The sequence below is a fragment of the Aquimarina aggregata genome, from assembly GCF_001632745.1.
Classification (GTDB): domain Bacteria; phylum Bacteroidota; class Bacteroidia; order Flavobacteriales; family Flavobacteriaceae; genus Aquimarina; species Aquimarina aggregata.
This window is the reverse complement of record NZ_LQRT01000017.1, coordinates 1-22,532: the sequence shown is the minus strand read 5'-3', so window position 1 is coordinate 22,532 and position 22,532 is coordinate 1. Positions and strand designations below refer to the sequence as shown.

The following is a 22,532-nucleotide window of genomic DNA, read 5'->3' as shown; positions in this document are numbered from 1 at the left end:
TGTATTTAATTGATTCTAATTTGAGCACTACATAAAATTAACATAAAAATGTTAAAAGAGGGCTTCATTGCTAAATAAAGTTGCTAATATCAACTTAAAATTACATTTAGTCCTAACTAAAGTATACGTTTTTCGTTTAGGCTTAAGGGGGAGAATTTGTTTTAGGCTGTAAATTTACAATTATTATTGTGTATTATCAATCATTATGTATAATGATGTTCAGAGTTAATCCATAAATGACTCTACTTTTTCAACCATATTTTTACTTCCGCAAACAAAAGGGGTACGTTCGTGAAGCTCTGTTGGTTTTATATCCATGATACGTCTATATCCGTCACTAGCTTTTCCACCAGCTTGTTCTGCAATAAAAGCCATTGGATTACACTCGTATAGCAAACGAAGTTTTCCGTTAGGAGATTTAGAAGTACTAGGGTAGAGGTATATACCTCCTTTAATCATATTGCGATGAATATCACTAACTAAAGAACCAATATATCTAGAAGTATAAGGTCTATCCTCTTTTTCTTCCTGGCAATATTTGATATAATCTTTAATTCCTTGAGGGAAATGAATATAGTTTCCTTCATTTACCGAATAAATAGAACCATCATCAGGAAACTTCATATTTGGGTGCGATAAATAATATGTCCCTAAGGCTGGGTTTAAAGTAAAGCCATTAACTCCGTGACCAGTGGTGTATACCAGCATAGTAGAAGTTCCATAAATAATATATCCCGCAGCAACCTGAAGGTTACCAGGTTGTAAAAAATCTTCTATAGTAACAGGAGTTCCTGTTGGCGTTACTCTACGATAGATAGAAAATATAGTTCCTACAGATACATTAACATCTATATTAGAACTACCGTCTAATGGATCCATTAAGACCACATAATTGTTGCGGTGATCGTTTTTTTGACCTTTTATGGTAATAAATTCATCATTTTCTTCAGAAGCAATTCCACAAACAATTTCTCTATTTGTTAAGGTATTAATAAACGTTTCGTTTGCCAATACATCAAGCTTTTGTTGATCTTCACCTTGTATGTTAGTTTCTCCAGCAGCACCAGTAATATCAACTAAACCAGCTTTGTTTACTTCGTGATTTACCATTTTTGCGGCCAATCTTATGGAGTTGATTAATCGTGAAAGCTCGCCACTTGCGTACGGAAAGTCTTTTTGGTTTTCAATTATAAATTCTCCTAAAGTTTGATTTTTTCTGGCCATTTATGGTAAAATTTAGTTGGTACAAAAGTATTATTTTTTAAATAACTATAACGTTTTCGGAAGTTTAAATTCTTAAACCCTATTAAGAATTGCAAAAAGATAAAAAGTAATTGTATAACATTAGAAAATTGTCTAGTTTCTAATACATATTTTATAGTTTTGATAAAATTTTGTCTTATGAGTTATATAATACGGGATGCTAATCCAGAAGATATGGGTCAGGTTCTTGAGTTAATCCAGGAATTAGCAACTTTTGAAAAAGAACCAGATGCTGTAGAGGTAACGGTTGATGAATTAATTACAGAGGGTTTTGGTGAACAACCTCTTTTTCATTGTTTTGTAGCCGAAGTGGATAAAAAAATAGTGGGGATAGCTTTGGTGTATTTTCGCTTTTCTACTTGGAAAGGACGTTCGATACATTTAGAAGATTTAATCGTTAAGGAATCTATGCGAGGCACTGGGTTAGGTAGTGCTTTATATGCCCAAGTCATGAAATATGCAAAAGAAAAGGGAGTGCGTAGAGTAGAATGGGTAGTTCTTGATTGGAACCAAAATGCTATAGATTTTTATGAAAAAAGTGGCGCTACACTTTTAAAGGACTGGTATTTGGTACAAATGGATCAAGGTGGTGTTAATGCATTTATCTCTGATTTATAATTTTAGTCCAATATAAATGAGAGTCTTTAAATTTGGTGGAGCATCTGTAAAAGATGCCAATGCTGTAAAAAATGTCGTTAATGTTCTTGATACGACTGGATTTTCTGAACTTGTTATCGTTGTATCTGCAATGGGTAAAACTACAAATGCTCTAGAAGAAATAGTAGCTTTGTATGTAGATACCGACGTAGCATACAAAAAGAATATTTTAGACTTGCATGATTTTCATGTTGATATCTTAGATGCTCTTTTTGACAGCCAACACTATCCTGTTTTTACAAAAGTTGAAGCACTATTCAAGGACTTACAAACTATGCTGATCAGAAATAAATCAAATCAATATGATTTTATCTACGATCAAACGGTAAGTTATGGGGAGTTAATTGCAACTACAATTATTAGCGAATATCTAAACCATAAGGGGTATACCAACGAATGGATAGATGCAAGAGATTTGATTAAGACAAATCAAGTTTATAGAGATGCAGAGGTGGATTGGCAAAAGACGCAAGATTGTATTGTTACGAAAATAAATAAAAAAGGGCTTAGTATTACTCAAGGGTTTATAGGATCTGATACTCATAATTTTACAACTACATTGGGTCGAGAAGGAAGTGATTATACTGCGGGTATTTTTGCATACTGTTTAGGTGCAAATAGTGTTAGTATCTGGAAAGATGTACCCGGAGTTTTAAATGCAGACCCCCGTGTTTTTGAAAATACAAACCTGCTATCTCATATCTCCTATAGTGAGGCCATAGAATTGGCATTTTATGGAGCATCTGTAATTCATCCTAAAACGATACAACCACTACAACGTAAAGAAATACCATTGTATGTAAAATCATTTTTGGATCCTTTAAGTGCAGGTACTTCAGTAAAGAAAGGACAGCCTTTAGATCCTTATATGCCTTGTTATATTGTTAAGAAAAATCAGATTTTGGTATCTCTTTCGTCTCTTGATTTTTCTTTTATTGTCGAAAATATGATTAGTGAAGTTTTTAACTTACTTCATGAATATCAGCTAAAAGTAGATTTAATTCAAAATTCGGCTATTAGCTTTTCGGTATGCTTAGACGATCGATTTAATCACTTTAATGAACTTTTACCAATCCTGAAAGCAAGGTTTAAAGTTACATACAATATAGGGGTTTCACTTTATACAGTGCGTCACTTTACCAAAGATGCCATAGATTCTTTAGAGAAAAATAAGAGTATTTTACTAAAGCAAATCACAAGAGAGACTTATCAAATGGTTGCCTTGGATTAGTATTTCAATTCAAGGATTTTGCTATATTTGCAGTTAGCGCAAATTGAATTTAATGCCTATAGTCACAGCAAGAGAAGTAGCCATGGGGCTCAAACTAGAGAAACTTGGTTTTATAGGCACCTGTATTGGTTGGATATTCTTAAAAATTACTAGAATATCGAGGATTAATCGCGATTACGATAAATTAAGTCATTTAGAAGGTATAGAGTATATTGATAAGACTCTAGATCACTATGGTGTTACCTTTGAAATACCAGAGGAAGATTTAAAGCGATTACCAAAGGAAGGTGCATTTATTACGATATCAAATCACCCTTTGGGTGGTCTTGACGGTGGTTTGTTGCTTAAATTGATGTTAGAACATCGTGAGGATTACAAAATTATAGCCAATTTTCTACTTAATAATTTTGAACCTTTACAACCTTATATAATGCCTGTTAATCCTTTTGAAGACAGAAAAGATGCTAAATCTAGTCTTAAAGGGATCAAAGATTCAATCTTACATCTCAAAGAAGGAAAGCCATTGGGTATTTTTCCCGCAGGAGAAGTATCTACAGTTAAAGAAGGAAAAAACTATGTTGATAAAGCCTGGGAGCCTAGTGCAATGCGATTGATTCAAAAAGCAAAGGTTCCGGTAATACCAATATATTTTCATGCTCGTAACAGTAGGTTATTTTACCAATTGGCATCAATTAGTAGTAATTTAAGAACTGCAAAATTACCTAGCGAACTCTATTCGCAGGAGAATAAGGTAATCAAAGTGCGAATAGGAAATCCAATTTCAATAAAGGACCAGGAAGAACATACTAATCTAGAAGGTTTCACAAATTTCTTGAGAAAGAAAACGTATATGTTGGCGAATCCTTTTGAGAAAAAAACGTTGAGAGAATCTATTCCGCAAAATTTAAAATTACCCAAATCACCAAAGCAAATAGCAGGAGAAGGTAATACACAAACTATAGAGTCAGAGTTACAATATTGTAGAGACCATGATAAAAGGCTTCTCATAAGTAAGAACTATGAGGTTTTCTTGGCTAAAAAGACAGATGTTCCGACTATTTTACATGAAATAGGTCGGTTAAGAGAAATTACCTTTAGAGAAATAGGAGAAGGAACTAATAATCCTATTGATCTTGATGAGTTTGACGCATATTATCATCATATGTTTTTATGGGATAATAAGGCTAAAACCTTAGTAGGAGCATATCGTATGGGTATGGGCTCAGAGATATATGCTAACTGGGGGATAGATGGTTTTTATCTTCAAGATCTATTTAGATTCGAACCAGAGTTACATAAAATGATGAATGAATCTATAGAAATGGGACGTGCATTTATCATTAAAGAATACCAACAACGTCCGATGCCATTATTTTTATTATGGAAAGGAATTGTGCACTGTACTCTACGTTTTCCGGAGCATAAATATTTAATAGGTGGAGTGAGTATAAGCAACAAGTTTAGTAATTTCACTAAATCGTTGATGATAGAATTTATGAAATCTCACTACTATGATCCATATGTGGCACAATATGTGAGACCTAAAAAAGAATTTAAAGTAAAACTGAAAGATGCAGACAAAGACTTTGTTTTTGATGAAAGTAAGAGTGATCTAAATAAGTTTGATAAAATCATTGATGAAGTAGAACCAGGAAGTCTGCGTATTCCTGTTTTAATGAAAAAATATATTAAACAAAATGCCAAAGTTGTAGCATTTAATGTCGATCCACTATTTAATAATGCTGTAGATGGATTAATGTATATACGTATAGCAGATCTGCCCGATAGCACTGTAAAACCTGTTATGGAGGAGTTGCAGGCCGAACTTGAGCAGAAGTATTTTAAAAATGGAGATAAATAATTACTTACCTAAGAACTCGATAGCTATACTCATTTTATTTTTTTCTACACTTTTTTTATATTCTCAAAAAGACATTCAAGGAGTTATTTATGATCAGGTAACCAAAGAACCTTTAGTAGGTGTAGTCGTATACTTAGATGGTACTACTAATGGCACAATAACAAATGAAAAAGGAAAATTTTATATAAAATTTGATCAAATAGCAAATAACACCTTAATCATATCATATTTGGGTTACCAAACTAAACTATTGGATTCTCAGATGATATTGAATAAAGAGTACGAACATATTCTTTTACAACCACAAGTAGAGGAATTAGAGGCCGTTGTATTACAAAAAGACCCACTAAGTAGAAGCCGTAAACTACGATATTTTAGAAAGTATTTTTTAGGGGATTATAGGATTCAAGAAAAATGTAAGATTATTAATGAAAAGGATATTGAACTGCACTATAATGTTGAAAAGAAAGTACTGTATGGAAGTGCTAGTGTGCCATTAAAAATTCGTAACAAACTACTGGGATATGAAATTTTATATACTCTATTTGATTTCGAATTACAATTTGGAAATGATACTATAAAAAAGAATCTGAGTTATTTTTCAGGAACTCCTTTTTTTAAAGAATTAAGAAAAAAAACATTAGCTAAACATATTAAAAATAGAGAAACCTATTATAAAGGATCTAGCTTGCATTTTATGCGAGCACTTGCTACAAAAACACTAGCTGAAAATAAATTTAGAGCTTTTCATAATGGATTTGCTGGAGATCCTTATGCTTTTTTTACCATAACTAGAAAAAAAAGAATGCTAACAAAAGTTGAAATGGCATTAAATGTTGTTAGTATTTTATATGATCAAAAACTAAGAACTAAAATTGAAGTGCCTGAAGGTAATTTTTTAATAGATAAAATGGGGAATTATTCACCTCCCACCGGTGTTATTTTTGATGGATATATGGGTAGCCTTAAAATAGGGACTTTACTACCCCTTGACTATGTTTTTGAAGCTCAATAGAGTAATGAAAAAAACAACTCAGATCTTAAATTTGAGTTATAAAAATGTTGTTTATAGTATTTTTGAGCAGTTGGTCGAAATATCCCCTGGTTTTTAAAAATGAAATTCTAATTTTTTAGTATAAATAATAGTACTTAGTAATCAAAAGATTTAAAAATGATTACGCAATATATCTATTTTGCTATTGCTTTACTGGGTATTATTTTTTTCCTTTTTCTAATTAAGAAATTATTTAAGTGGTTACAAAGTAAGATTAGTAAGTTAGAAAATAATATTTTTTTTAGTAATACTAAGTTTGCCCAGTTTTTTAGGTTTATCACACCAAGAAGAGAAAGACATATTCTTAGTTTTTTTCTAAGACTATTGCGTATCACTATTAGTATTACTTTTCTAATTCTTTATCTTCCTTTTCTATTTAGTTTGGTCCCTCAAACAAAGAAGTATGCAGATATTGTTATTGGGTACATAAAAAAACCACTATTGTTCCTTTATGAAGGTTTGATAGGGTTTATACCTAACTTGTTTTTCATTGTTGTTATCTTTTTTGTTACTAAATACTTACTTAAGTTTTTAAAGTATTTAACTACAGAACTGGAGAGAGAAGCCGTTAGACTAGATGGTTTTCATGCAGATTGGGCACGTCCTACATTTAACTTATTAAGAGTGGTTATCATTGCTTTTGCGTTAATTATAGTTTTTCCTTATATACCAGGTTCAGATTCACCTGCTTTTAAAGGAGTTTCAATCTTTTTTGGAATACTTTTTTCACTTGGATCCACCTCTGCTATATCAAATATTGTTGCAGGAATTGTAATTACATACATGCGTCCTTTTAAAGTAGGGGATAGGGTTAAAATAGGAGATACGATAGGTGATATTACAGAACGAAGCCTATTGGTTACCAGAGTAAAAACTATTAAAAATTTGGATATCACAATTCCTAACTCATCTATTCTAGGAAATCATATTACCAATTTTACGAAAAATGCAGAAGATGTCGGAATCATTTTGCATACATCGGTTACGATAGGGTATGATGTTACGGGTAACGATGTGGTAAAGGCATTAATCGAGGGAGCAAAGAAAACAGATCTTATTTTGTCTGATCCTGTTCCTTTTGTTCTAATAAAAAGCCTAGATGATTTTTACGTTAATTACGAAATAAATGTATATACCAAAAACCCAGAAAAATCGGCTTTAATATATTCTATGTTGCATGAAAATCTTAAGGATGAATTACATCATGCAGGTATAGAAATCCTATCTCCGCACTATCAGGCAATTCGAGATGGTAATGTATTAACTGTTCCGCCAGAAAATATTCCTCAAAATTACATAAAACCAGGTTTTAAAGTTAATTAGAAGACTTCATCACTTAACCTTATTTTGGGAACACATATTTTAAATTTAATAAATTATAATAAAGATTAAACTCATGGAAAAAGCACAAGAATGGATTAATTATGGAATCGAATTAGCCAAAGAATTTGGTCCAAAATTACTTACAGCAATTTTAATTTATATCGTAGGTTCTTGGATTATCAAGAAGGTGTTAAAAGCCCTTACTAAGGTTTTTAATAAAACCAAATATGACGAATCACTTCAAAAATTTCTACTAAATTTAACTTCTTGGGCACTCAAAATATTTTTAATAATCATAGTTATATCACGTTTAGGTGTTGATGTAACTACCTTTGCTGCTGTAATAGCTGCTGCTGGATTGGCAATTGGGTTAGCATTACAAGGATCCCTTTCAAATTTTGCAGGAGGAGTACTCATTATGATTTTTAAACCTTATAAAATTGGAGACCTGATTGAAGCACAAGGTGTTTTAGGTGCAGTTAAAGAAATTGAAATTTTCACAACTAAACTGGTGACTCCACAAAATAAACTGGCTATTGTGCCTAATGGGGCAATGGCTAATGGTAATATAGTAAATTATACAGCAGAAGGCTTGATGCGTGTAGATCTTACCGTTGGTATTGGGTATGGTGAAGATATTAAGAAAGCAAAAGATACATTGCTAGAAATTTTAATGAATGATCCAAAAGTACTTAAGGAACCAGCCCCATCTGTTAATGTTAGTAATTTAGGAGATAGTTCTGTTGATCTGGCAGTACGTCCTTTTTGTAGACCTGAAGATTATTGGGATGTGTATTTTGCTTCTTTAGAAAATTGTAAGACTGCTCTAGATAAAGCGGGTATAGAAATTCCTTATCCACATTCTGTAGAAATACATAAACAAGGGTAGTAATATATTAACCATGTATAAAAAAAGTTCTTAGATTTCTAAGAACTTTTTTTATGTACAGTAATTTTACTAATGTGATGCTCTTAGAACATTTTTGGTTACAAAATCTTGACAATACGTTTTGATTTCGTTTCTGGTTTTTTCAAAAGCAGCATGGATTTCTTCTTCTGTACCTTCTATTTTTGATGGATCAAAGAAATTATAGTGTAAACGTTCTGCCTTACCAGGAAAAAACGGGCATCTCTCTTTGGCATTATCACAAACAGTTAATATATAGTCAAAATTAACATCTAAATACTCTTCCAGATTATTTGATGTATGATTAGTTATATCAATGTTATCTTCTTTCATAATGGCTATTGCCCTTGGGTTTACGCCATGGGTCTCTACTCCGGCACTATAGATTTTGGCATTGTCTTTTGCAAAATGCTTTAAATACCCTTCGGCCATTTGACTTCTGCACGAATTTCCGGTGCATAATACTAAAATATTCATGAATTTTACTTTTAATTATTCTCAAATAAAATGAGAATTTGTGGTGTTTATGTGGTTATATAATTAATGTACTACGTCGTTCCAGAATGGTATTGTCATACCAAATATTATCCAGCTTACCTACTTTTTCTCGATATCCAATTTCTCTAAACCCAAGAGATTTATGTAAATTAATACTTGGGATGTTCAAACTAAAAACACTTGCTTGTAACGTCCAGAAACCATGTTTTTCACTTTCATTAATCAACTGGGATAAAAGTAGTTTTCCTACTCCTAAATTTCTACATTTTGATGTTATATAAATGCTAACTTCTGCAACACCTTTGTACACCTCTCTTTTTGAAGTAGGAGTCAATGCTGCCCAGCCTACTACTTTATCATGCAAAACAGCTTTGATTCTACAAGATGTTATGTGAGCAATATTCCATTGTTCCCAAGTGGGTATCTGGGTTTCAAAAGTAGCGATACCTGTATCGATTCCCTCTTTATAGATGGTAGCAATTTGCGACCAATCATTTTGATTAAAATACGCTATTTTGATATTCGAAACCATTAACAACAACCGCTACCTGGAGCACAAGATCCAGTAACCTCTGCTTCATTTGTTTCTGGGACTCCACATGTCTCTTTTGCTTTGCAATCTGTTGGATGCACTGTAAGTTTAAGAATAAGTTGCCCTTCTTTAATAGCAAAATCCGCAACGTGCAATTGCGCTGTATGAAACATAGAATTACCGTACTCTATTTTTACAGGCGCTTCCATATCATAAGCTTTCATTGTACCTACTTTTTTAAGGATACCTAATGCCTTATAGGCGCTCATGTAATTTGGTTTTCCTAATTCACTTGGACTTTCCCAAAGTTGAATTACAGTTTCTTTCCAGGCATCAATATTACCACCACAATCTACAGCGTCGACTGTAGTATGTTTAACTTCGGTTATGTGATAATTCGTTCCTACTAGCATACCAGGAGCATACTCAAATAATAAAGATTTACCTTGATGTTCTGCTAGTAATGTTATAAAATCTGATGTATTCATAGTACTATTTTTTAAATATGTATTAATTTGTCTTATTAGCAACAATTTTCTTTTGTAGTATTAAAAAATCCATTTAATAATTTTTGCAATTCTTTCCAACGATCAATATCAATGCAATAGCACATGCTTTTGCCTTCAATTTCGCCTTTTAATAATCCAATGCTTTTTAGTTCTTTAAGGTGTTGAGAGATTGTGGCTTGAGCTAATCCAATTTCTTCAACAAGATCATTGCATATGCACGAATTTTGAGTGCTAATGTGTTGAAGTATTGCAATTCGAGCAGGGTGGCCTAATATTTTAAAAAATTGGGCAAGCTCATTTTGCTTTTTATCAAATATTTGAGTTTTAGTAATTCCCATTTTAATATTTATATATCGCAATATTACGATAATAAAATAGAATAAAAAAGCCAGAATATAATTTTTCTGGCTTTTAAGTTGTTTTTATAGTTTAGAACCAAGGTTTTTTACCTACTTGGTACGTTTGATAAAATTCTTCGTCAGATTTTGTTAGGTATATAATACCTTCAATTAAACCAATAACACTTGGAATCCAAATGAAAAGTAACCCTACAGCTAAACAAGATAATATATAGGCAGCAACGGATATCCCTAATAGGATAAACCCTTCTTTTTGGTATCCTAAAATAAATTTATGGACCCCTAAACTACCTAAAAATATTGCTAGAATACCAGCTAAAATTTTCTTGTTATCTTGAGAGTTTAGTATCTCTTTAGCTCCTTCGGCAAAATCGTTGGCGCTATCTTTAACGGTTTCAGCAGCTTCTTCAGCTCCTTTTTTGATGTCATCTCCCAAATTGTTGTTTTCTTCACTCATGTTGTTTAAATAATGATTAACGTCTAGAAAAATACGAAAAAAAACTTTCTAAATTAGATTCATTATAAAAAAGCTTTATCTATAGGTTCCCAAAGTTCTATTTTGTTTCCTTCTGGGTCTATAATCCAACCAAATTTACCGTATTCATATTCTTCGACTTTATCGATTACAGTAACTCCTTCTTCTTTAAGTGTTTTAAGTAGTTCGGTTAAGTTTTCTACTCTAAAATTCATCATGAACTCTTTTTTGCTAGGAGCAAAATATGTGGTATCTTCTTTAAAAGGACTCCATTGGGTAGAGCAATCATTACCTGCTTTATCTTTCCACCAAAATGTACAGCCATAGTCATCAGTATTAAATCCTAAATGATTTTTATACCAATCTTTGGTCTTTTTAGGATCGGTTGATTTAAAAAATATTCCACCAATACCTGTTACTCTTTTTTTCATAATCTGATTGTGTTTATTTCTTCTTTATATTTGATTCGTAGGTATTAATCCACTCTTCGGGAGTCATTTTAGTAGCAAGTTCACCGATAAGTTTCATAGGTATTTGATCTATCTTTTTAAATCTAATACAACTTTTACCCATATCTAGTTTTGTTTTGACGTGTTTGGGATATTCACTTACAAACCAATCCATTAATTCTGGACTAGCATAAATACCACTATGATATACTGCTATAAAGTTTTTTTGTGATGCAATATTCATAAAGGGTAATGGCAATTGGGGATCGCAGTGATAGCCGCTAGGATATAAACTATGTGGTACTACATATCCAATCATTTTGTAGTTTATTTCTTCAGAAAATCCTTTGGGTAAATTATCCTTAATTACTTTTCTTAATGAGTTCATTACCGATCTTCGTTCTTCTGGAATAGCGGCAATATATTCGTCTGGAGTTTTAGCTTCATATTGCATAATATTGATCTTTTGATTATGATTTAAATATAGCTTATTTGATGTTAATCTTAAGTAGAAAATCTACTAATGAGATACTTATATGATTACTTAGGTATGTTTAAAATAAGTAATTTAAATTAAAACAAAAGTTTATGTTAAAATGGATGTTGTTAATGTTATGTGCTTGTATTTTTGTTAGTGGATATGTGGTCAGTGAAGTTTAAATCATATCCATATGTTGAGAAAGAATTTAGTAATCGGATTCTTATTCATTTGTATTGTTTCGCAAGCGCAAGATTATATTTATAAAAATTTTAATACCTCTGATGGCTTAAGTAGTTCTGAAGTATACGATATAACCCAAGATAACAATGGTTTTTTATGGTTTGCTACTGATCGTGGTTTAACTAGTTATGATGGGTATACGTTTAAAAAGTATACCACCAAAGATGGAATTACAGATCCCGTTGTATTTAATTTTTACGAACAAAATGACGGTACCATCTTATGTTCTACTTATAATAAAAAGTTATTTTTTTATGACCCTGACAAAAGAGAATTCTCCCCCTACACTTACAATAGTTTATTAAATAACATACCCGGAAATTATACATTTAATTCTATTAAAGTTAATGATCAGTGTGATGTTTTCATAAATTTTAAAGGACTTGCTGGATATGTAATACTGCATGAGAATGGGTATTTCGAGAATAAAATTACAGATACTCAAGGTCCCATGTTTCTAAAAACAGAGATCGAATATCCTAATTATACATATATTACAAATAAAAGTGTAGGTGATAACGAACTTAATGCACATACTATAGAGATTTCTAATTATGGGTGGTATTACGATACTATTTATAACTCTAATAAAGATCAAATTGTAACTATAGTAAATAACAAGATTTACCTCTTTAATACTTTGCATAAACTTAAACAAGTTCTTGTAAGCGAACAAAATATTTTAATTGCTGGTGAATATGACGAGAATCATTTTTGGGTAGGGTTAGAGCAAGGAGGACTTAAGATTTATGATTATAATGGGAAATTGTCCAGTCACTTGTTACCTAAAGAGTCTGTTACAAAAATATTAAAAGATCACGAGGGAGGATTATGGTTAACTACTATAGATTCAGGTGTTTTTTATATAAAAAACCCAACAGTAAAAAACTATCCAATTACTAACAAAAATCAGAATATCCATTCTTTAACAGCTAATAATAAAGGAGAGCTATATGTTGGATATAATCATGGGGAGTTATACAAAAAAAGAAATAATAACCTTAGTCTTTTTTGGAAACCTCCTTATGATCTTTTGCATAATAAAGTAAGAGTACAATATTATAAACGAGATAGCACGTTGTTATTTCAATCAACTCCATTTTTGTTAAAGTCTAGCGCCGAAAAAATTGATGTTATTACTAACAATATGCGAATAAACGCTTTATCAGATAATGTTAATTATCCTCCTTTAATGATAGGGAAACAAATATTTGAATACGAGAAAGATTCGGTTTTTTGTAGAACGAAAGAAGGTTTTAAAAAGAAAATTTTTGATATCTCACATGCAGACGATGGTTATTATCTGGCAACTTTATCAGGTTTATTTCATCATAAAAAAGATTCACTGTACGATTTAGGAAAGAAAAACCCATTACTGTCTTATAGAATTGATGATATTGATAAAAAGGGTGATAGATATTATTTAGCAACTATGGGAGCGGGGTTAATTATAAAAGATAAGGATACCGTTTTTACTATAAGTACCGAAAATGGATTAACCAGTAACTCCACTACACAGGTATATGTGCCTAGAGAACGGGAAGTTTATGTAGCGACTAATAATGGTTTTAACAGAATACTATTTAATAATGATTTAAAAAACTATTCAATATCAGGATTTTCATATAAAGATGGCTTACCCACTAATGAGGTAAATGATATAGAACTACTAAAGGACACCATTTGGGTGGCTACAAAAGACGGCTTGTACTCTGTTCCTAAAAAAACAATAGAGCGCACCAATCAAATTACTAATAGGGATTGGCTTCGAATAAATAGTGTAATGGTAAATAATGTAGAAATGCATGATTTTGATACACTACATCGTTTATCATATAATCAAAATACAATTGCGATTGGGTACAGTGCAATATCATTTAAGAATGCAAATAATATTATGTATCGCTATCGTCTTCTTAATAAAGAGAAACAATGGAACAGCACAAAAAATAAAGAAGTTAGGTATATTGATTTAAACCCTGGAACATACACTTTTGAAATACAAACAAAGGGTGGTAATAAAACTTGGAACTCAGAAAGTCGTTATTTGCAAATTAGTATTCAAAAACCATTTTGGAAAGTATGGTGGTTTTATAGTTTGGTTTCATTAGGTATCATATTAATTATCTACAGCTTTTTTAGGTTTAATGTACTACAATACAATAAAGATATTATTCGTGAGTTTTTACGCCTTACTTTAAAAAAAATAAAAGGAGAAAAACACATAATTAATATTAAAGAATCGGGTGTCGAAGTCCGATTAGATACCTCTACTATTTTATTTATGAAATCTGCTGGTAATTACTTGGAAATATATACTCAAGAAAAAATGTATTTGGTAAGAGAAAAAATTGGCAGTTTTGAAAAAAAAATGCCTGATCCGTTAGAATATATTAGAGTCCATAGATCATATGTCGTGCGCATTGATAAAATAGATCAAAAAAATCATAAATATGTAATGATAGATGATCAAAAGATTCCTGTGAGTAATAAGTATAAAGAAAATTTAGACAAAATTATATTATAAATTTGATTTCGATACGCTCGTAAATAATTCTCTTTTTAAATGTTATCCCGTAAAGTAATTGGGGTAATTTATCTCTTTGTTTATGAGTGATTTAATAAAAAAATAAAAGAAATATTTTGTGTTTTTCTTTGGCAAAAAACTCGTCACTTTTCGCACCTAATTCGTCCCAGTTCAAAATTAGATTGTCACTTTTTATTTGTGTCTTATCACAAGTTATAGTGTTTGAAGCATTGCTTGTAAAGGGTAGCTATATCTTTAGATTGTGATTTGAAATACAATGCTAATTCAAATTCATTACATCTTAAAATCAATATAAACTTTTAAAATTTAAACAAATGATTGCACAAAAACAGCTCTTATTATTCATCTCGCTTGCCGTTGTGGGAATATTTTATTCCTGTAACCGAGAAGAATTAGAACAGGATTCGGGAACTATCCAAAAAATTGAAGTAAATGAAGGAACTCTAACTTTTGAAACTCAAGCTTCTTTTGAAAATACGATTGAATACTTAATGAAAAATCAAAGTAATCTAGATCAATGGGAATCTCAATTCTCAACCTTCGTTTCAATGCGAACTGCATTTGAAAATATTTCTGAAAATGATATAGAAACTATGTCTAAGAATAATTCTAATTCAGGATTTGAAAACCTTGTAACTTTTACTGAAGCCGATGGGGAAATTGAAGCTAGAATGAACATAGACGATTTGGTTTTGGCTACCATAGTGAATGAAGAAGGTCTTGTACAAGTAGGTGCTTCTGCGTATAAAATTAGATACAATAAGCTTTATAAAGTTGATAAAAGTAACTTAGATATTTTAAAGTCGATAGATGATCTTGAAATGAAGAATTCATTAAAATCAAATAATATCGAGAGTTTTTCTGTGACACACAATTATTTCCAATTTGATGCAGGAGAATTACAAACTAAGGCAGATAGAGATTGTACAAAACGATATTGGAAAAAGAAAAGAAAACGTCTTAAAGGTGAGCAATGGACTACTAATATTGGGCCCTTTTATTCTGGAGCTGGAGCAAGAACCAAACACCAAAAGAGATCTGCAAGAATCTGGTGGAGAAATAAAACCCAGCGCTTAAGATTAAGACTTAATGGAACGTATACTCAATACTTTAATGGTATCCCATCTCCTCCAATAAATGTAAATGAAGATAGTGGATGGAGAACCGATGACGGAAGAGAAGCATATACATTCGATTTCTGTGTTAATGCAAACTGTAGTTTTCAAATAAATTCGTTGTCATCAATACATGAATGTACGTGTGATGATGGTAATTATGAACGATGCGATATCGTTTTTTAAATCTCTAGAATTAAGTATAGAAGTGATCATCTACACATTGATCGCTTCTATGCTAATTTTTCGATTATATTCTTTAACCTTAAAACCTTTTAAAATGTTACACAATTACAACCAACATGCCTTGATATTCAAAGGTGTTAAACTCATTTTGATTTGCTTTTTGTTTTTATTGCCAGTTCTTCAATATGGACAGGATGAATTGCCGAGACACTCTAAAAATGTTGATATGACATTTGATAAAAATACCGACTTGAGTAAAAACGGATCAAATGTTATTTCAAAAACCATTACTGAAAAAGGCGCAACTTGGCTTCGACTTTTTTTTACCGACGTGCAACTTGACAAAAATAGTTCGATAACTATCACTTCAGTTTTAGATGGGGCTAGTCAAGTTTTAAAAGCAGAAACATTAAATGAATGGAATAACAGTAGCGCATATTTTAATGGTGATTCGGTAATTGTAACGCTCAATAGTGATTCTAGCAAAATATTAGATAGCTTTAAAATACATGAGTTAAGTATTGGGGAGTCGACTACCAAAAATCCAGAATCAATTTGTGGACCTAACGACGACCGGGTATCGTCATCAGATCGAGCAATTGGTAGAATTGTACCGATAGGATGTACCGGATGGATTGTTTCTAATGGGAAATTAGTTACTTCGGGGCACTGTGTTGGTAGTCGTGCTCAAATTATCGAATTTAATGTTCCAAAATCAAATACGAATGGAAGTATTGTTCATCCATCACCACAAGATCAATATCCAATAGGAAATTTTGTATCTCCATATCCAGGAAGTCCCTCTCAAGTAAATGATTGGGCAGTATTTACCGCTTCATCAAATTCAGTAACTGGATTGACTCCCATACGAGCACAAGGAAAAGCTTTTAATGTAGTTAGAAATAACCCAGGCAATACGATAAGAATATCTGGTTTTGGTACAGACTCAGGTAGAGATAATCAAAGTCAACAAACCCATACAGGTCCACTATCCTCTGTGAATAATAGTTTTGTGAGATATTCTACAGATACAACAGGTGGAAATTCTGGAAGCCCTATTGTAGACGAAGCCACTGGTAGTGCTGTCGGTGTACATGGTTATGGGGGGTGTAGTTCGTCTGGCGGATCTAATATGGGGATCAGAGCTACAGTAACAGGATTCTGGAATGCATTAGGATTATCTAACAGTGGTACCCGTTATCCAATTAGTTGGACAGATGCCGTAAATGTATCGGTGAACCAAAATAACTTAACTAAAACATCTAATACAGGTTGGAATGCAGGAGCTGCTTCGACCAATGTTATTCCTGCAAATCGAGATGGGTTTATAGAAATGACAGTTGGAAATCCAAGTACCGATGTAATGTTTGGCCTTTCTTATAGTAATACAAACGCCAGCTGGAATACGCTAGATTTTAATTTATACATGTCCAGATTCAGAGGAGGAAATATTGTAATATTTCAAAGAGGGACTCAAATTACTAGTAACTCAGAATTAGGAAAATATAATCGAGGAGATGTGGTAAGAGTAGAGCGTAAAGGAAGTGTTGTAAATTTCAAAAGAAATGGAAACATCTTATATAGTCTTCCTGTAGATCGATCAAGATCACTTATTGCAGATGTGGCTTTGTATGATAAAAACTCACAAGTACTTAAGGCATATTGCTCAGCTCCGGCTCCGAATCGTTATCCAATTAGTTGGACAGATGCTGTAAACGTATCGGTAAACCAAAATAACTTAACTAAAACATCGGGTACTGGATGGAACGGAGGTGCTGCTTCTATAAATCGAATACCAGCAAATCAAGATGGATATATTGAGATGACTATCGGAAACGCAAGTACGGATGTTATGTTTGGCCTTTCTTATAGCAATACAAATGCTACTTGGAATACGATAGATTTTAATTTATACATGTCCAGATTTAGAGGTGGGAATATTGTAATTTTTCAAAGAGCCAACCAAATTACTAGTAATTCAGAATTAGGTAAATACGCTCAAGGAGATATCGTAAGGGTAGAGCGTAAAGGGAGTGTCGTCAATTTCATAAAAAATGGAAGTGTTCTTTATAGCCTTCCTGTAGATCGCTCAAGATCAATGATTGCCGATGTTGCTTTATATGATAAAAATTCCCAGGTGTTAAAAGCTTATTGCTCAGCTCCAGCGCTTCGATCTACTAATGAGGACTTAACAGAAGAGGAAGAAACTTTTGTAAAAGTTAAAACCATTGATGAAATTGAAAAAGTAATATTGAGTCCTAATCCTGCATCTACAACAACTTCATTAATGATCAATTCAAAAATGAATGCTCAATTAGGCATGATCATTTATGGAGCACATGGTAAGACATTAATTCAAAAACAAATTTTTATAAAATCAGGAACAAATCAAATAGATGTTGATGTGTCAAATTTTCCTAAAGGGTTATATATGGTACAGTTACTATATTCAGATGGAAGTCATAAGTCAGTCAAATTAGTTAGAAAATAATGTTTTAATAGTTAGATTGGGGGTAATCTATTTGCATTATTTTAAACCCGTATTGATATCATATCAATACGGGTTTTTTGTTTTACCGTTTTATGTTAATTATCCGCAGCTGGTTTACGTTGTAGAAGTACTGCCGAAATCAATGAGATGATAAATCCAATAATAAGAACAGTAGCAAACATGAGAAAGAAATTCATAAAGATGTTTGAAAACAATTCTTTTTGCGACTCTAATTTTGCTAATTCTATTTTAAATTCTGCTTCAGGAAGAGTGTTTTTTATTTCCTGAATGTAATGTGCATAGTACTCAGCCATAAAATCCGGATTAATATATTTAATATAGATCACGTCTAATATCCCAAATGCTAATGCTGCGATTAAGGTAATTAGTATGCCGATTAGTAATGCTTTGCCAAAAGAAACAATACCCCCATTCTCGTTATCTCGATAAAATTTTATCCCAAAAAATACAAATAACAAGGAGATGATCATGCCAGCATACCCTATGACTTCTTGTATAGAATAGTCTAGACTTTTACCTAAAAACCATCCTGCTAAAGCTAAAACGCATATGCTTGCAGCACTTAATAAACCATACTTAATAACGACTTTTTTCATTTTACTATATATTTATTATTTGTTGTCAAAAGTAAATTTTGATAGGTATAAAGAACTCATACTAAAGTATGAAATAAGCCATAATAATCGAGTTCATGTTAAAAATAATAATAATTGAAGATTCTATCGTACAAGTCAAAAACAAGAAATATAAATAGATAAATTGTATTCTACTTTAGTATGATTTGGTGGTTATTGCTCTAGAATTTGAAGTTTTTTGGCAATTTGAATAGCTTGTGTACGCCGTTTAGCATCTAGTTTTAATAGTACATTAGAGACATGTGTTTTAATAGTGTTCTCAGAAACAAAAAGTTTTTCTGCGATCTCTTTGTTTGATAAGCCGATAGCGATCTCACATAGAACTTCATATTCTCGTTTACTTAAGCCAATTTCTTTGATTTTGTTATAGTCAATTTCTTGAATAGGTTTTTGGTCTTTATGAAGTATTCTTTTATTGATCATAATTCCAATACCAAAAAATACTAAGGCAATAATGGCAATAACAGTTTCTACAGACGAATTTCCTGTAGCGATAGTATATTTACTAATTTGAAATAATGCTAGTAAGGCTAGCACTAAGCTTCCAAAAATTAAAATAGTCTTCTTCACACCATAAAAATAGTAAAACTGAAATTTACTTGGACAGTAAATTAATTTCTCGTAAAAGATTACTTTTTGCTTGAGTTTCGAATTTTTTAAAGAAATGTTCAGTTTTATAGATTCTGGACATTTCTTTAAAATGATGTAGTACTTTGATTCTTCCTCTTTGATACATAAAATCAGGATAATATTTATACTCTTTGCGTACATTTTGAGTATAGATTTTATAGTTTTCTTGATCAGCACCTAAAATAGAAAGATCTGCATCGGTAAAATAGTTTATGTCTTGATTATTAGAAATATTGTGCCCTTTGGTAGCCAATATGATCTCTTCACATGTTTTGATTCGTTCTTTTTTAATTGTTGTTAAAGAGTTTAATACGGACACTGCTTTAATTGCACTTTGTTCTTCGTTATCTTTTTTGAGAACGTCATATATGTAATCATGATAAAACAAAGCAAATAATACCATATCCCAATCTTGAATCTCATCTTTGATTTCAATTAAGTAATAATAGATATGTTCTAAATGAGTAAGATTATGGTAATATCTCCTTTTTGAAGTATGTTTTTTTTCAATCTCTTTCCATAAAGATTCAATGTATATTGGATCTGTGCTATATTTAGAAAGTAATGATATGAAAATGTCTTTTAACAAAACTTAGTTTTGATTTTATCTACAATAGTTTGTGCGAGCTTTTCTTTGGATTCAACAGTCCATCCAGCTACATGAGGACTTAATATAACATTATCCATTTTAAGCAATTTTGCAAAGGCATCTGGCATTTCCTTTTTTGAAGTAAAAAGATTTTCAAAAGAGGATTTTTCATATTCTAGAACATCTAATCCAGCTCCCAGTATTTTTTTTTGAGTCAAGGCTTCAACTAAATCCTTGGTGACAACACTTTTACCTCGGGCGGTATTAATAAGCCAAAATGGCTTTTTAAACTTGGTAATGAATGCTTTGTTAATCATGCCAATTGTTTTCGGAGTTTCGGGAGTGTGCAAACTTAAAACATCAGTCTTTTCAAAAAGCTCCTGTAGCTCTACTTGTGTTGCATTACTATCCTCAATATCTTCGAGAATATCATAACAAATAACTTCTACATTAAATCCCCGCAATTTTTTTGCAAAAGCTCTTCCCATATTTCCATAACCGATAATACCAACAGTTTTGCCGTCGAGTTCTATTCCACGGTGTGTTTCTCGTAACCATTGTCCATCTCGAACACTTTGATTTCCTTGATTTAACTTATTAAACAATGATAAAATCATCCCTAGGGTATGTTCACCAACTGCATTGCGATTTCCTTCTGGGGCATTAAATAGTTGTATGCCTTGTGCTGAAGCATATTGAGTGTCGATATTCTCTAGTCCAGCACCAACACGACCAATAAATTTTAGGCTTTTAGCTTTATCTAGAAAAGTTTTATCAATTGCAAAACGACTTCTGATAATAATCCCATCATAGGTTGCAATTTTGGATTCGATTTCTTCTTTTGTAGAAGTATAATCTTCGTCATTTTGAAAGCCTAAAGCATTAAGTTGATCAAGTAATATGGTATGATTGGTGTCTAGGTGAAGTATTTTCATATGGTATGTTAATATGCAAAAATACTTAATATACTAGCTTTGGTTATAACAATGAGATATCTTCTTATAATTTTTGAAAAATTTAAGATTTTCCTGTTTTTCATTAGGTTTTGCTGCGTACATAAATAAGTAGGGCTACCTATATCCTAATCTTAGGTGAATATTTATTTTTGCCGCCTAAATAAATTTTTTGAAAACCCCTTAATAAATGAAAAAACAACTACACTTTACTTTTTTAATATTAAGTATTTCTATTTCGCCAATATTTGGACAAAATCAATTTTTTAATGGTGATGTGATAGCAAAAGGTTCTATGCAAATCGGTGGTAGTGCCCAGAATGGATACAGCTTTGGTTTTGACACTTTTGTAATGAGTGAAGACAATCTTAGAATGCTGTTTAACGATACTTCATCAAGCAGTAGCTCATTCCCTTCTAATGACTGGCGATTTACTTTTAATGATAGTAGTAATGGAGGAGATAATTATTTTTCAATAGATGATGCGACTGGAGGTAAAAAACCGTTTAGAATAGATGCGGGAGCACCGAATAATGCGTTTCGAATTGCTGATAATGGAAATATTGGTATAGGAACCAATAGCCCTGGAGCCATAGAACTTAATATTTTGGATAATGATACTCCTACTATTCGTTTAGGACAGAATGGTGGTTTTGGCACCCAAGCTTGGGATGTTGCTGGAAATGAAACTAATTTTTTTATAAGAGATGTTACTAATGGAAGTAAACTTCCCTTTAAAATTCAACCCAATACACCAACAAATACATTTTCTCTGGGAAGAAACGGTAATGTAGGTATTGGTTTTAGTGGGAATGGCTTTCCAAACATTAATGCTGATGCTTCTATAGATTTAAAAGCAACCGATCAAGGACTTTTGATCAATAGAATGACTACAGATCAACGAACTACTTTTGGTACAAGTTTGGATACTAACGAAAATGGGATGATGGTATACGATAGCGAAGAGAATAAACTATACCTATGGAATGGTGACGAATGGAAAACGGATACAGACGCTCAGGATTTAGAACTTTCTGGTAATACACTAAGTGTATCCAATGATGCTTCTACCGTAGATTTATCTAAATATCTAGATAATACAGATGATCAAACCGTAGATGTTTTTGAACTAGATGGTAATACGTTAGAATTATCGTTGGAAAGAGATGGAGAAGCTACAAAAACTATTGATTTTTCTGGATTTATGGATAATACCGATGCGCAAGACCTTGATCTTTCTGACAATGTGCTAAGTTTGAGTAATGACGCTACCACTGTGGATCTTTCAGATTACCTCGATAATACAGATAGTCAGGAACTTTCATTAGCTACAAATACTTTAAGTATTTCTGGAGGGACAAATACTATTGATCTGTCGAACTTTTTAGACAATACTGATGCGCAAAACCTTGATCTTTCTGACAATGTGCTAAGTTTAAGTAATGACGCTACCACTGTGGATCTTTCAGATTACCTAGATAATACAGATAGTCAGGAACTTTCATTAGCTACAAATACTTTAAGT

Annotated in this window: 22 protein-coding genes; 10 read left to right on the top strand and 12 right to left on the bottom strand. The window is 31.9% G+C overall.

What is annotated here, in order from left to right:
* Positions 1-225 precede the first annotated feature (225 nt).
* On the bottom strand, positions 226-1,224 hold the full coding sequence (fbp, locus tag AWE51_RS15105; RefSeq protein ID WP_066314914.1) for a class 1 fructose-bisphosphatase: 999 nt from the start codon (positions 1,222-1,224) through the stop codon (positions 226-228).
* Positions 1,225-1,401: 177 nt separating this feature from the next.
* Between fbp and AWE51_RS15100 the strand changes: the two genes are divergently transcribed.
* The 6 genes from AWE51_RS15100 (at position 1,402) to AWE51_RS15075 (ending at position 8,278) form a co-directional block, all read left to right on the top strand.
* On the top strand, positions 1,402-1,881 hold the full coding sequence (locus AWE51_RS15100) for a GNAT family N-acetyltransferase (RefSeq protein ID WP_066314912.1): 480 nt from the start codon (positions 1,402-1,404) through the stop codon (positions 1,879-1,881).
* Between the two features lie 16 nt (positions 1,882-1,897).
* Positions 1,898-3,151, top strand: coding sequence for an aspartate kinase (locus AWE51_RS15095; protein WP_066314910.1), 1,254 nt, complete (start codon positions 1,898-1,900; stop codon positions 3,149-3,151).
* A gap of 52 nt (positions 3,152-3,203) precedes the next feature.
* The gene (locus AWE51_RS15090; RefSeq protein WP_066314908.1) at positions 3,204-5,012 is read left to right on the top strand and encodes a GNAT family N-acyltransferase; all 1,809 of its coding nucleotides are present in this window, start codon (positions 3,204-3,206) and stop codon (positions 5,010-5,012) included.
* On the top strand, positions 4,999-6,027 hold the full coding sequence (locus AWE51_RS15085) for a carboxypeptidase-like regulatory domain-containing protein (protein ID WP_066314906.1): 1,029 nt from the start codon (positions 4,999-5,001) through the stop codon (positions 6,025-6,027). The genes AWE51_RS15090 and AWE51_RS15085 overlap by 14 nt, the downstream gene beginning before the upstream one ends.
* Positions 6,028-6,183: 156 nt before the next feature.
* Entirely contained in the window at positions 6,184-7,389 is a 1,206-nt protein-coding gene (locus tag AWE51_RS15080; protein WP_066314903.1) for a mechanosensitive ion channel family protein, read from the top strand.
* A 73-nt stretch (positions 7,390-7,462) separates the two neighbouring features.
* The gene (locus AWE51_RS15075; RefSeq protein WP_066314902.1) at positions 7,463-8,278 is read left to right on the top strand and encodes a mechanosensitive ion channel family protein; all 816 of its coding nucleotides are present in this window, start codon (positions 7,463-7,465) and stop codon (positions 8,276-8,278) included.
* Between the two features lie 69 nt (positions 8,279-8,347).
* On the opposite strand, the gene AWE51_RS15070 is transcribed toward AWE51_RS15075, so the two are convergent.
* From AWE51_RS15070 to AWE51_RS15040, 7 genes are all read right to left on the bottom strand, one after another.
* On the bottom strand, positions 8,348-8,773 hold the full coding sequence (locus AWE51_RS15070; protein ID WP_066314900.1) for an arsenate reductase ArsC: 426 nt from the start codon (positions 8,771-8,773) through the stop codon (positions 8,348-8,350).
* Positions 8,774-8,828: 55 nt separating this feature from the next.
* Positions 8,829-9,326: a GNAT family N-acetyltransferase gene (locus AWE51_RS15065; protein WP_066314930.1), complete on the bottom strand. Its 498-nt coding sequence runs from the start codon at positions 9,324-9,326 to the stop codon at positions 8,829-8,831.
* Entirely contained in the window at positions 9,326-9,814 is a 489-nt protein-coding gene (locus AWE51_RS15060; RefSeq protein WP_066314897.1) for a DUF6428 family protein, read from the bottom strand. Before AWE51_RS15060 ends, AWE51_RS15065 begins: the two co-directional genes overlap by 1 nt.
* A 35-nt stretch (positions 9,815-9,849) precedes the next feature.
* Complete coding sequence (locus AWE51_RS15055; RefSeq protein WP_066314895.1) at positions 9,850-10,173, bottom strand: ArsR/SmtB family transcription factor; 324 nt, start codon at positions 10,171-10,173, stop codon at positions 9,850-9,852.
* Positions 10,174-10,264: 91 nt separating this feature from the next.
* A complete protein-coding gene (locus AWE51_RS15050) occupies positions 10,265-10,651 on the bottom strand; it encodes a TM2 domain-containing protein (protein WP_066314892.1) in 387 nt (128 codons plus the stop codon).
* A 62-nt stretch (positions 10,652-10,713) separates the two neighbouring features.
* Positions 10,714-11,100, bottom strand: a complete 387-nt coding sequence (locus AWE51_RS15045) for a VOC family protein (RefSeq protein ID WP_066314890.1) — start codon at positions 11,098-11,100, stop codon at positions 10,714-10,716.
* A 13-nt stretch (positions 11,101-11,113) separates the two neighbouring features.
* On the bottom strand, positions 11,114-11,572 hold the full coding sequence (locus tag AWE51_RS15040) for a DUF1801 domain-containing protein (protein ID WP_066314889.1): 459 nt from the start codon (positions 11,570-11,572) through the stop codon (positions 11,114-11,116).
* A 217-nt stretch (positions 11,573-11,789) separates the two neighbouring features.
* Here AWE51_RS15040 and AWE51_RS15035 point away from each other — a divergent pair, with 217 nt between their 5' ends.
* The 3 genes from AWE51_RS15035 (at position 11,790) to AWE51_RS15025 (ending at position 18,179) form a co-directional block, all read left to right on the top strand.
* On the top strand, positions 11,790-14,366 hold the full coding sequence (locus AWE51_RS15035) for a ligand-binding sensor domain-containing protein (protein ID WP_066314887.1): 2,577 nt from the start codon (positions 11,790-11,792) through the stop codon (positions 14,364-14,366).
* Between the two features lie 335 nt (positions 14,367-14,701).
* A complete protein-coding gene (locus AWE51_RS15030; protein ID WP_066314883.1) occupies positions 14,702-15,688 on the top strand; it encodes a hypothetical protein in 987 nt (328 codons plus the stop codon).
* 94 nt (positions 15,689-15,782) lie between these two features.
* Entirely contained in the window at positions 15,783-18,179 is a 2,397-nt protein-coding gene (locus AWE51_RS15025; RefSeq protein ID WP_198403832.1) for a trypsin-like peptidase domain-containing protein, read from the top strand.
* A gap of 95 nt (positions 18,180-18,274) precedes the next feature.
* On the opposite strand, the gene AWE51_RS15020 is transcribed toward AWE51_RS15025, so the two are convergent.
* The 4 genes from AWE51_RS15020 to AWE51_RS15005 all read right to left on the bottom strand — a co-directional run bounded on the left by AWE51_RS15020 (position 18,275) and on the right by AWE51_RS15005 (position 20,989).
* Positions 18,275-18,796: a DUF4199 domain-containing protein gene (locus tag AWE51_RS15020; RefSeq protein ID WP_066314877.1), complete on the bottom strand. Its 522-nt coding sequence runs from the start codon at positions 18,794-18,796 to the stop codon at positions 18,275-18,277.
* A 192-nt stretch (positions 18,797-18,988) separates the two neighbouring features.
* Positions 18,989-19,405, bottom strand: coding sequence for a response regulator transcription factor (locus tag AWE51_RS27190; protein WP_066314875.1), 417 nt, complete (start codon positions 19,403-19,405; stop codon positions 18,989-18,991).
* 25 nt (positions 19,406-19,430) lie between these two features.
* Positions 19,431-20,054: an HD domain-containing protein gene (locus AWE51_RS15010; protein ID WP_066314871.1), complete on the bottom strand. Its 624-nt coding sequence runs from the start codon at positions 20,052-20,054 to the stop codon at positions 19,431-19,433.
* Positions 20,048-20,989: a 2-hydroxyacid dehydrogenase gene (locus AWE51_RS15005; RefSeq protein WP_066314868.1), complete on the bottom strand. Its 942-nt coding sequence runs from the start codon at positions 20,987-20,989 to the stop codon at positions 20,048-20,050. The genes AWE51_RS15010 and AWE51_RS15005 overlap by 7 nt, the downstream gene beginning before the upstream one ends.
* A 208-nt stretch (positions 20,990-21,197) precedes the next feature.
* Between AWE51_RS15005 and AWE51_RS15000 the strand changes: the two genes are divergently transcribed.
* Positions 21,198-22,532: hypothetical protein (locus AWE51_RS15000; protein WP_198403831.1), on the top strand; the 1,335-nt coding region annotated here is incomplete at its 3' end.

Bases quoted from the DNA above. Each gene is read 5' to 3' on its own strand.
- AWE51_RS15035 (WP_066314887.1), top strand. From the start codon at position 11,790: ATGTTGAGAAAGAATTTAGTAATCGGATTCTTATTCATTTGTATTGTT.
- AWE51_RS15090 (WP_066314908.1), top strand. From the start codon at position 3,204: ATGCCTATAGTCACAGCAAGAGAAGTAGCCATGGGGCTCAAACTAGAG.
- AWE51_RS15045 (WP_066314890.1), bottom strand. From the start codon at position 11,100: ATGAAAAAAAGAGTAACAGGTATTGGTGGAATATTTTTTAAATCAACC.
- AWE51_RS15060 (WP_066314897.1), bottom strand. From the start codon at position 9,814: ATGAATACATCAGATTTTATAACATTACTAGCAGAACATCAAGGTAAA.
- AWE51_RS15025 (WP_198403832.1), top strand. From the start codon at position 15,783: ATGTTACACAATTACAACCAACATGCCTTGATATTCAAAGGTGTTAAA.
- AWE51_RS15080 (WP_066314903.1), top strand. From the start codon at position 6,184: ATGATTACGCAATATATCTATTTTGCTATTGCTTTACTGGGTATTATT.
- AWE51_RS15100 (WP_066314912.1), top strand. From the start codon at position 1,402: ATGAGTTATATAATACGGGATGCTAATCCAGAAGATATGGGTCAGGTT.
- AWE51_RS15095 (WP_066314910.1), top strand. From the start codon at position 1,898: ATGAGAGTCTTTAAATTTGGTGGAGCATCTGTAAAAGATGCCAATGCT.
- AWE51_RS15050 (WP_066314892.1), bottom strand. From the start codon at position 10,651: ATGAGTGAAGAAAACAACAATTTGGGAGATGACATCAAAAAAGGAGCT.
- AWE51_RS15005 (WP_066314868.1), bottom strand. From the start codon at position 20,989: ATGAAAATACTTCACCTAGACACCAATCATACCATATTACTTGATCAA.
- AWE51_RS15030 (WP_066314883.1), top strand. From the start codon at position 14,702: ATGATTGCACAAAAACAGCTCTTATTATTCATCTCGCTTGCCGTTGTG.
- fbp (WP_066314914.1), bottom strand. From the start codon at position 1,224: ATGGCCAGAAAAAATCAAACTTTAGGAGAATTTATAATTGAAAACCAA.
- AWE51_RS15055 (WP_066314895.1), bottom strand. From the start codon at position 10,173: ATGGGAATTACTAAAACTCAAATATTTGATAAAAAGCAAAATGAGCTT.
- AWE51_RS15065 (WP_066314930.1), bottom strand. From the start codon at position 9,326: ATGGTTTCGAATATCAAAATAGCGTATTTTAATCAAAATGATTGGTCG.
- AWE51_RS15085 (WP_066314906.1), top strand. From the start codon at position 4,999: ATGGAGATAAATAATTACTTACCTAAGAACTCGATAGCTATACTCATT.
- AWE51_RS15070 (WP_066314900.1), bottom strand. From the start codon at position 8,773: ATGAATATTTTAGTATTATGCACCGGAAATTCGTGCAGAAGTCAAATG.
- AWE51_RS15040 (WP_066314889.1), bottom strand. From the start codon at position 11,572: ATGCAATATGAAGCTAAAACTCCAGACGAATATATTGCCGCTATTCCA.
- AWE51_RS15075 (WP_066314902.1), top strand. From the start codon at position 7,463: ATGGAAAAAGCACAAGAATGGATTAATTATGGAATCGAATTAGCCAAA.
- AWE51_RS15020 (WP_066314877.1), bottom strand. From the start codon at position 18,796: ATGAAAAAAGTCGTTATTAAGTATGGTTTATTAAGTGCTGCAAGCATA.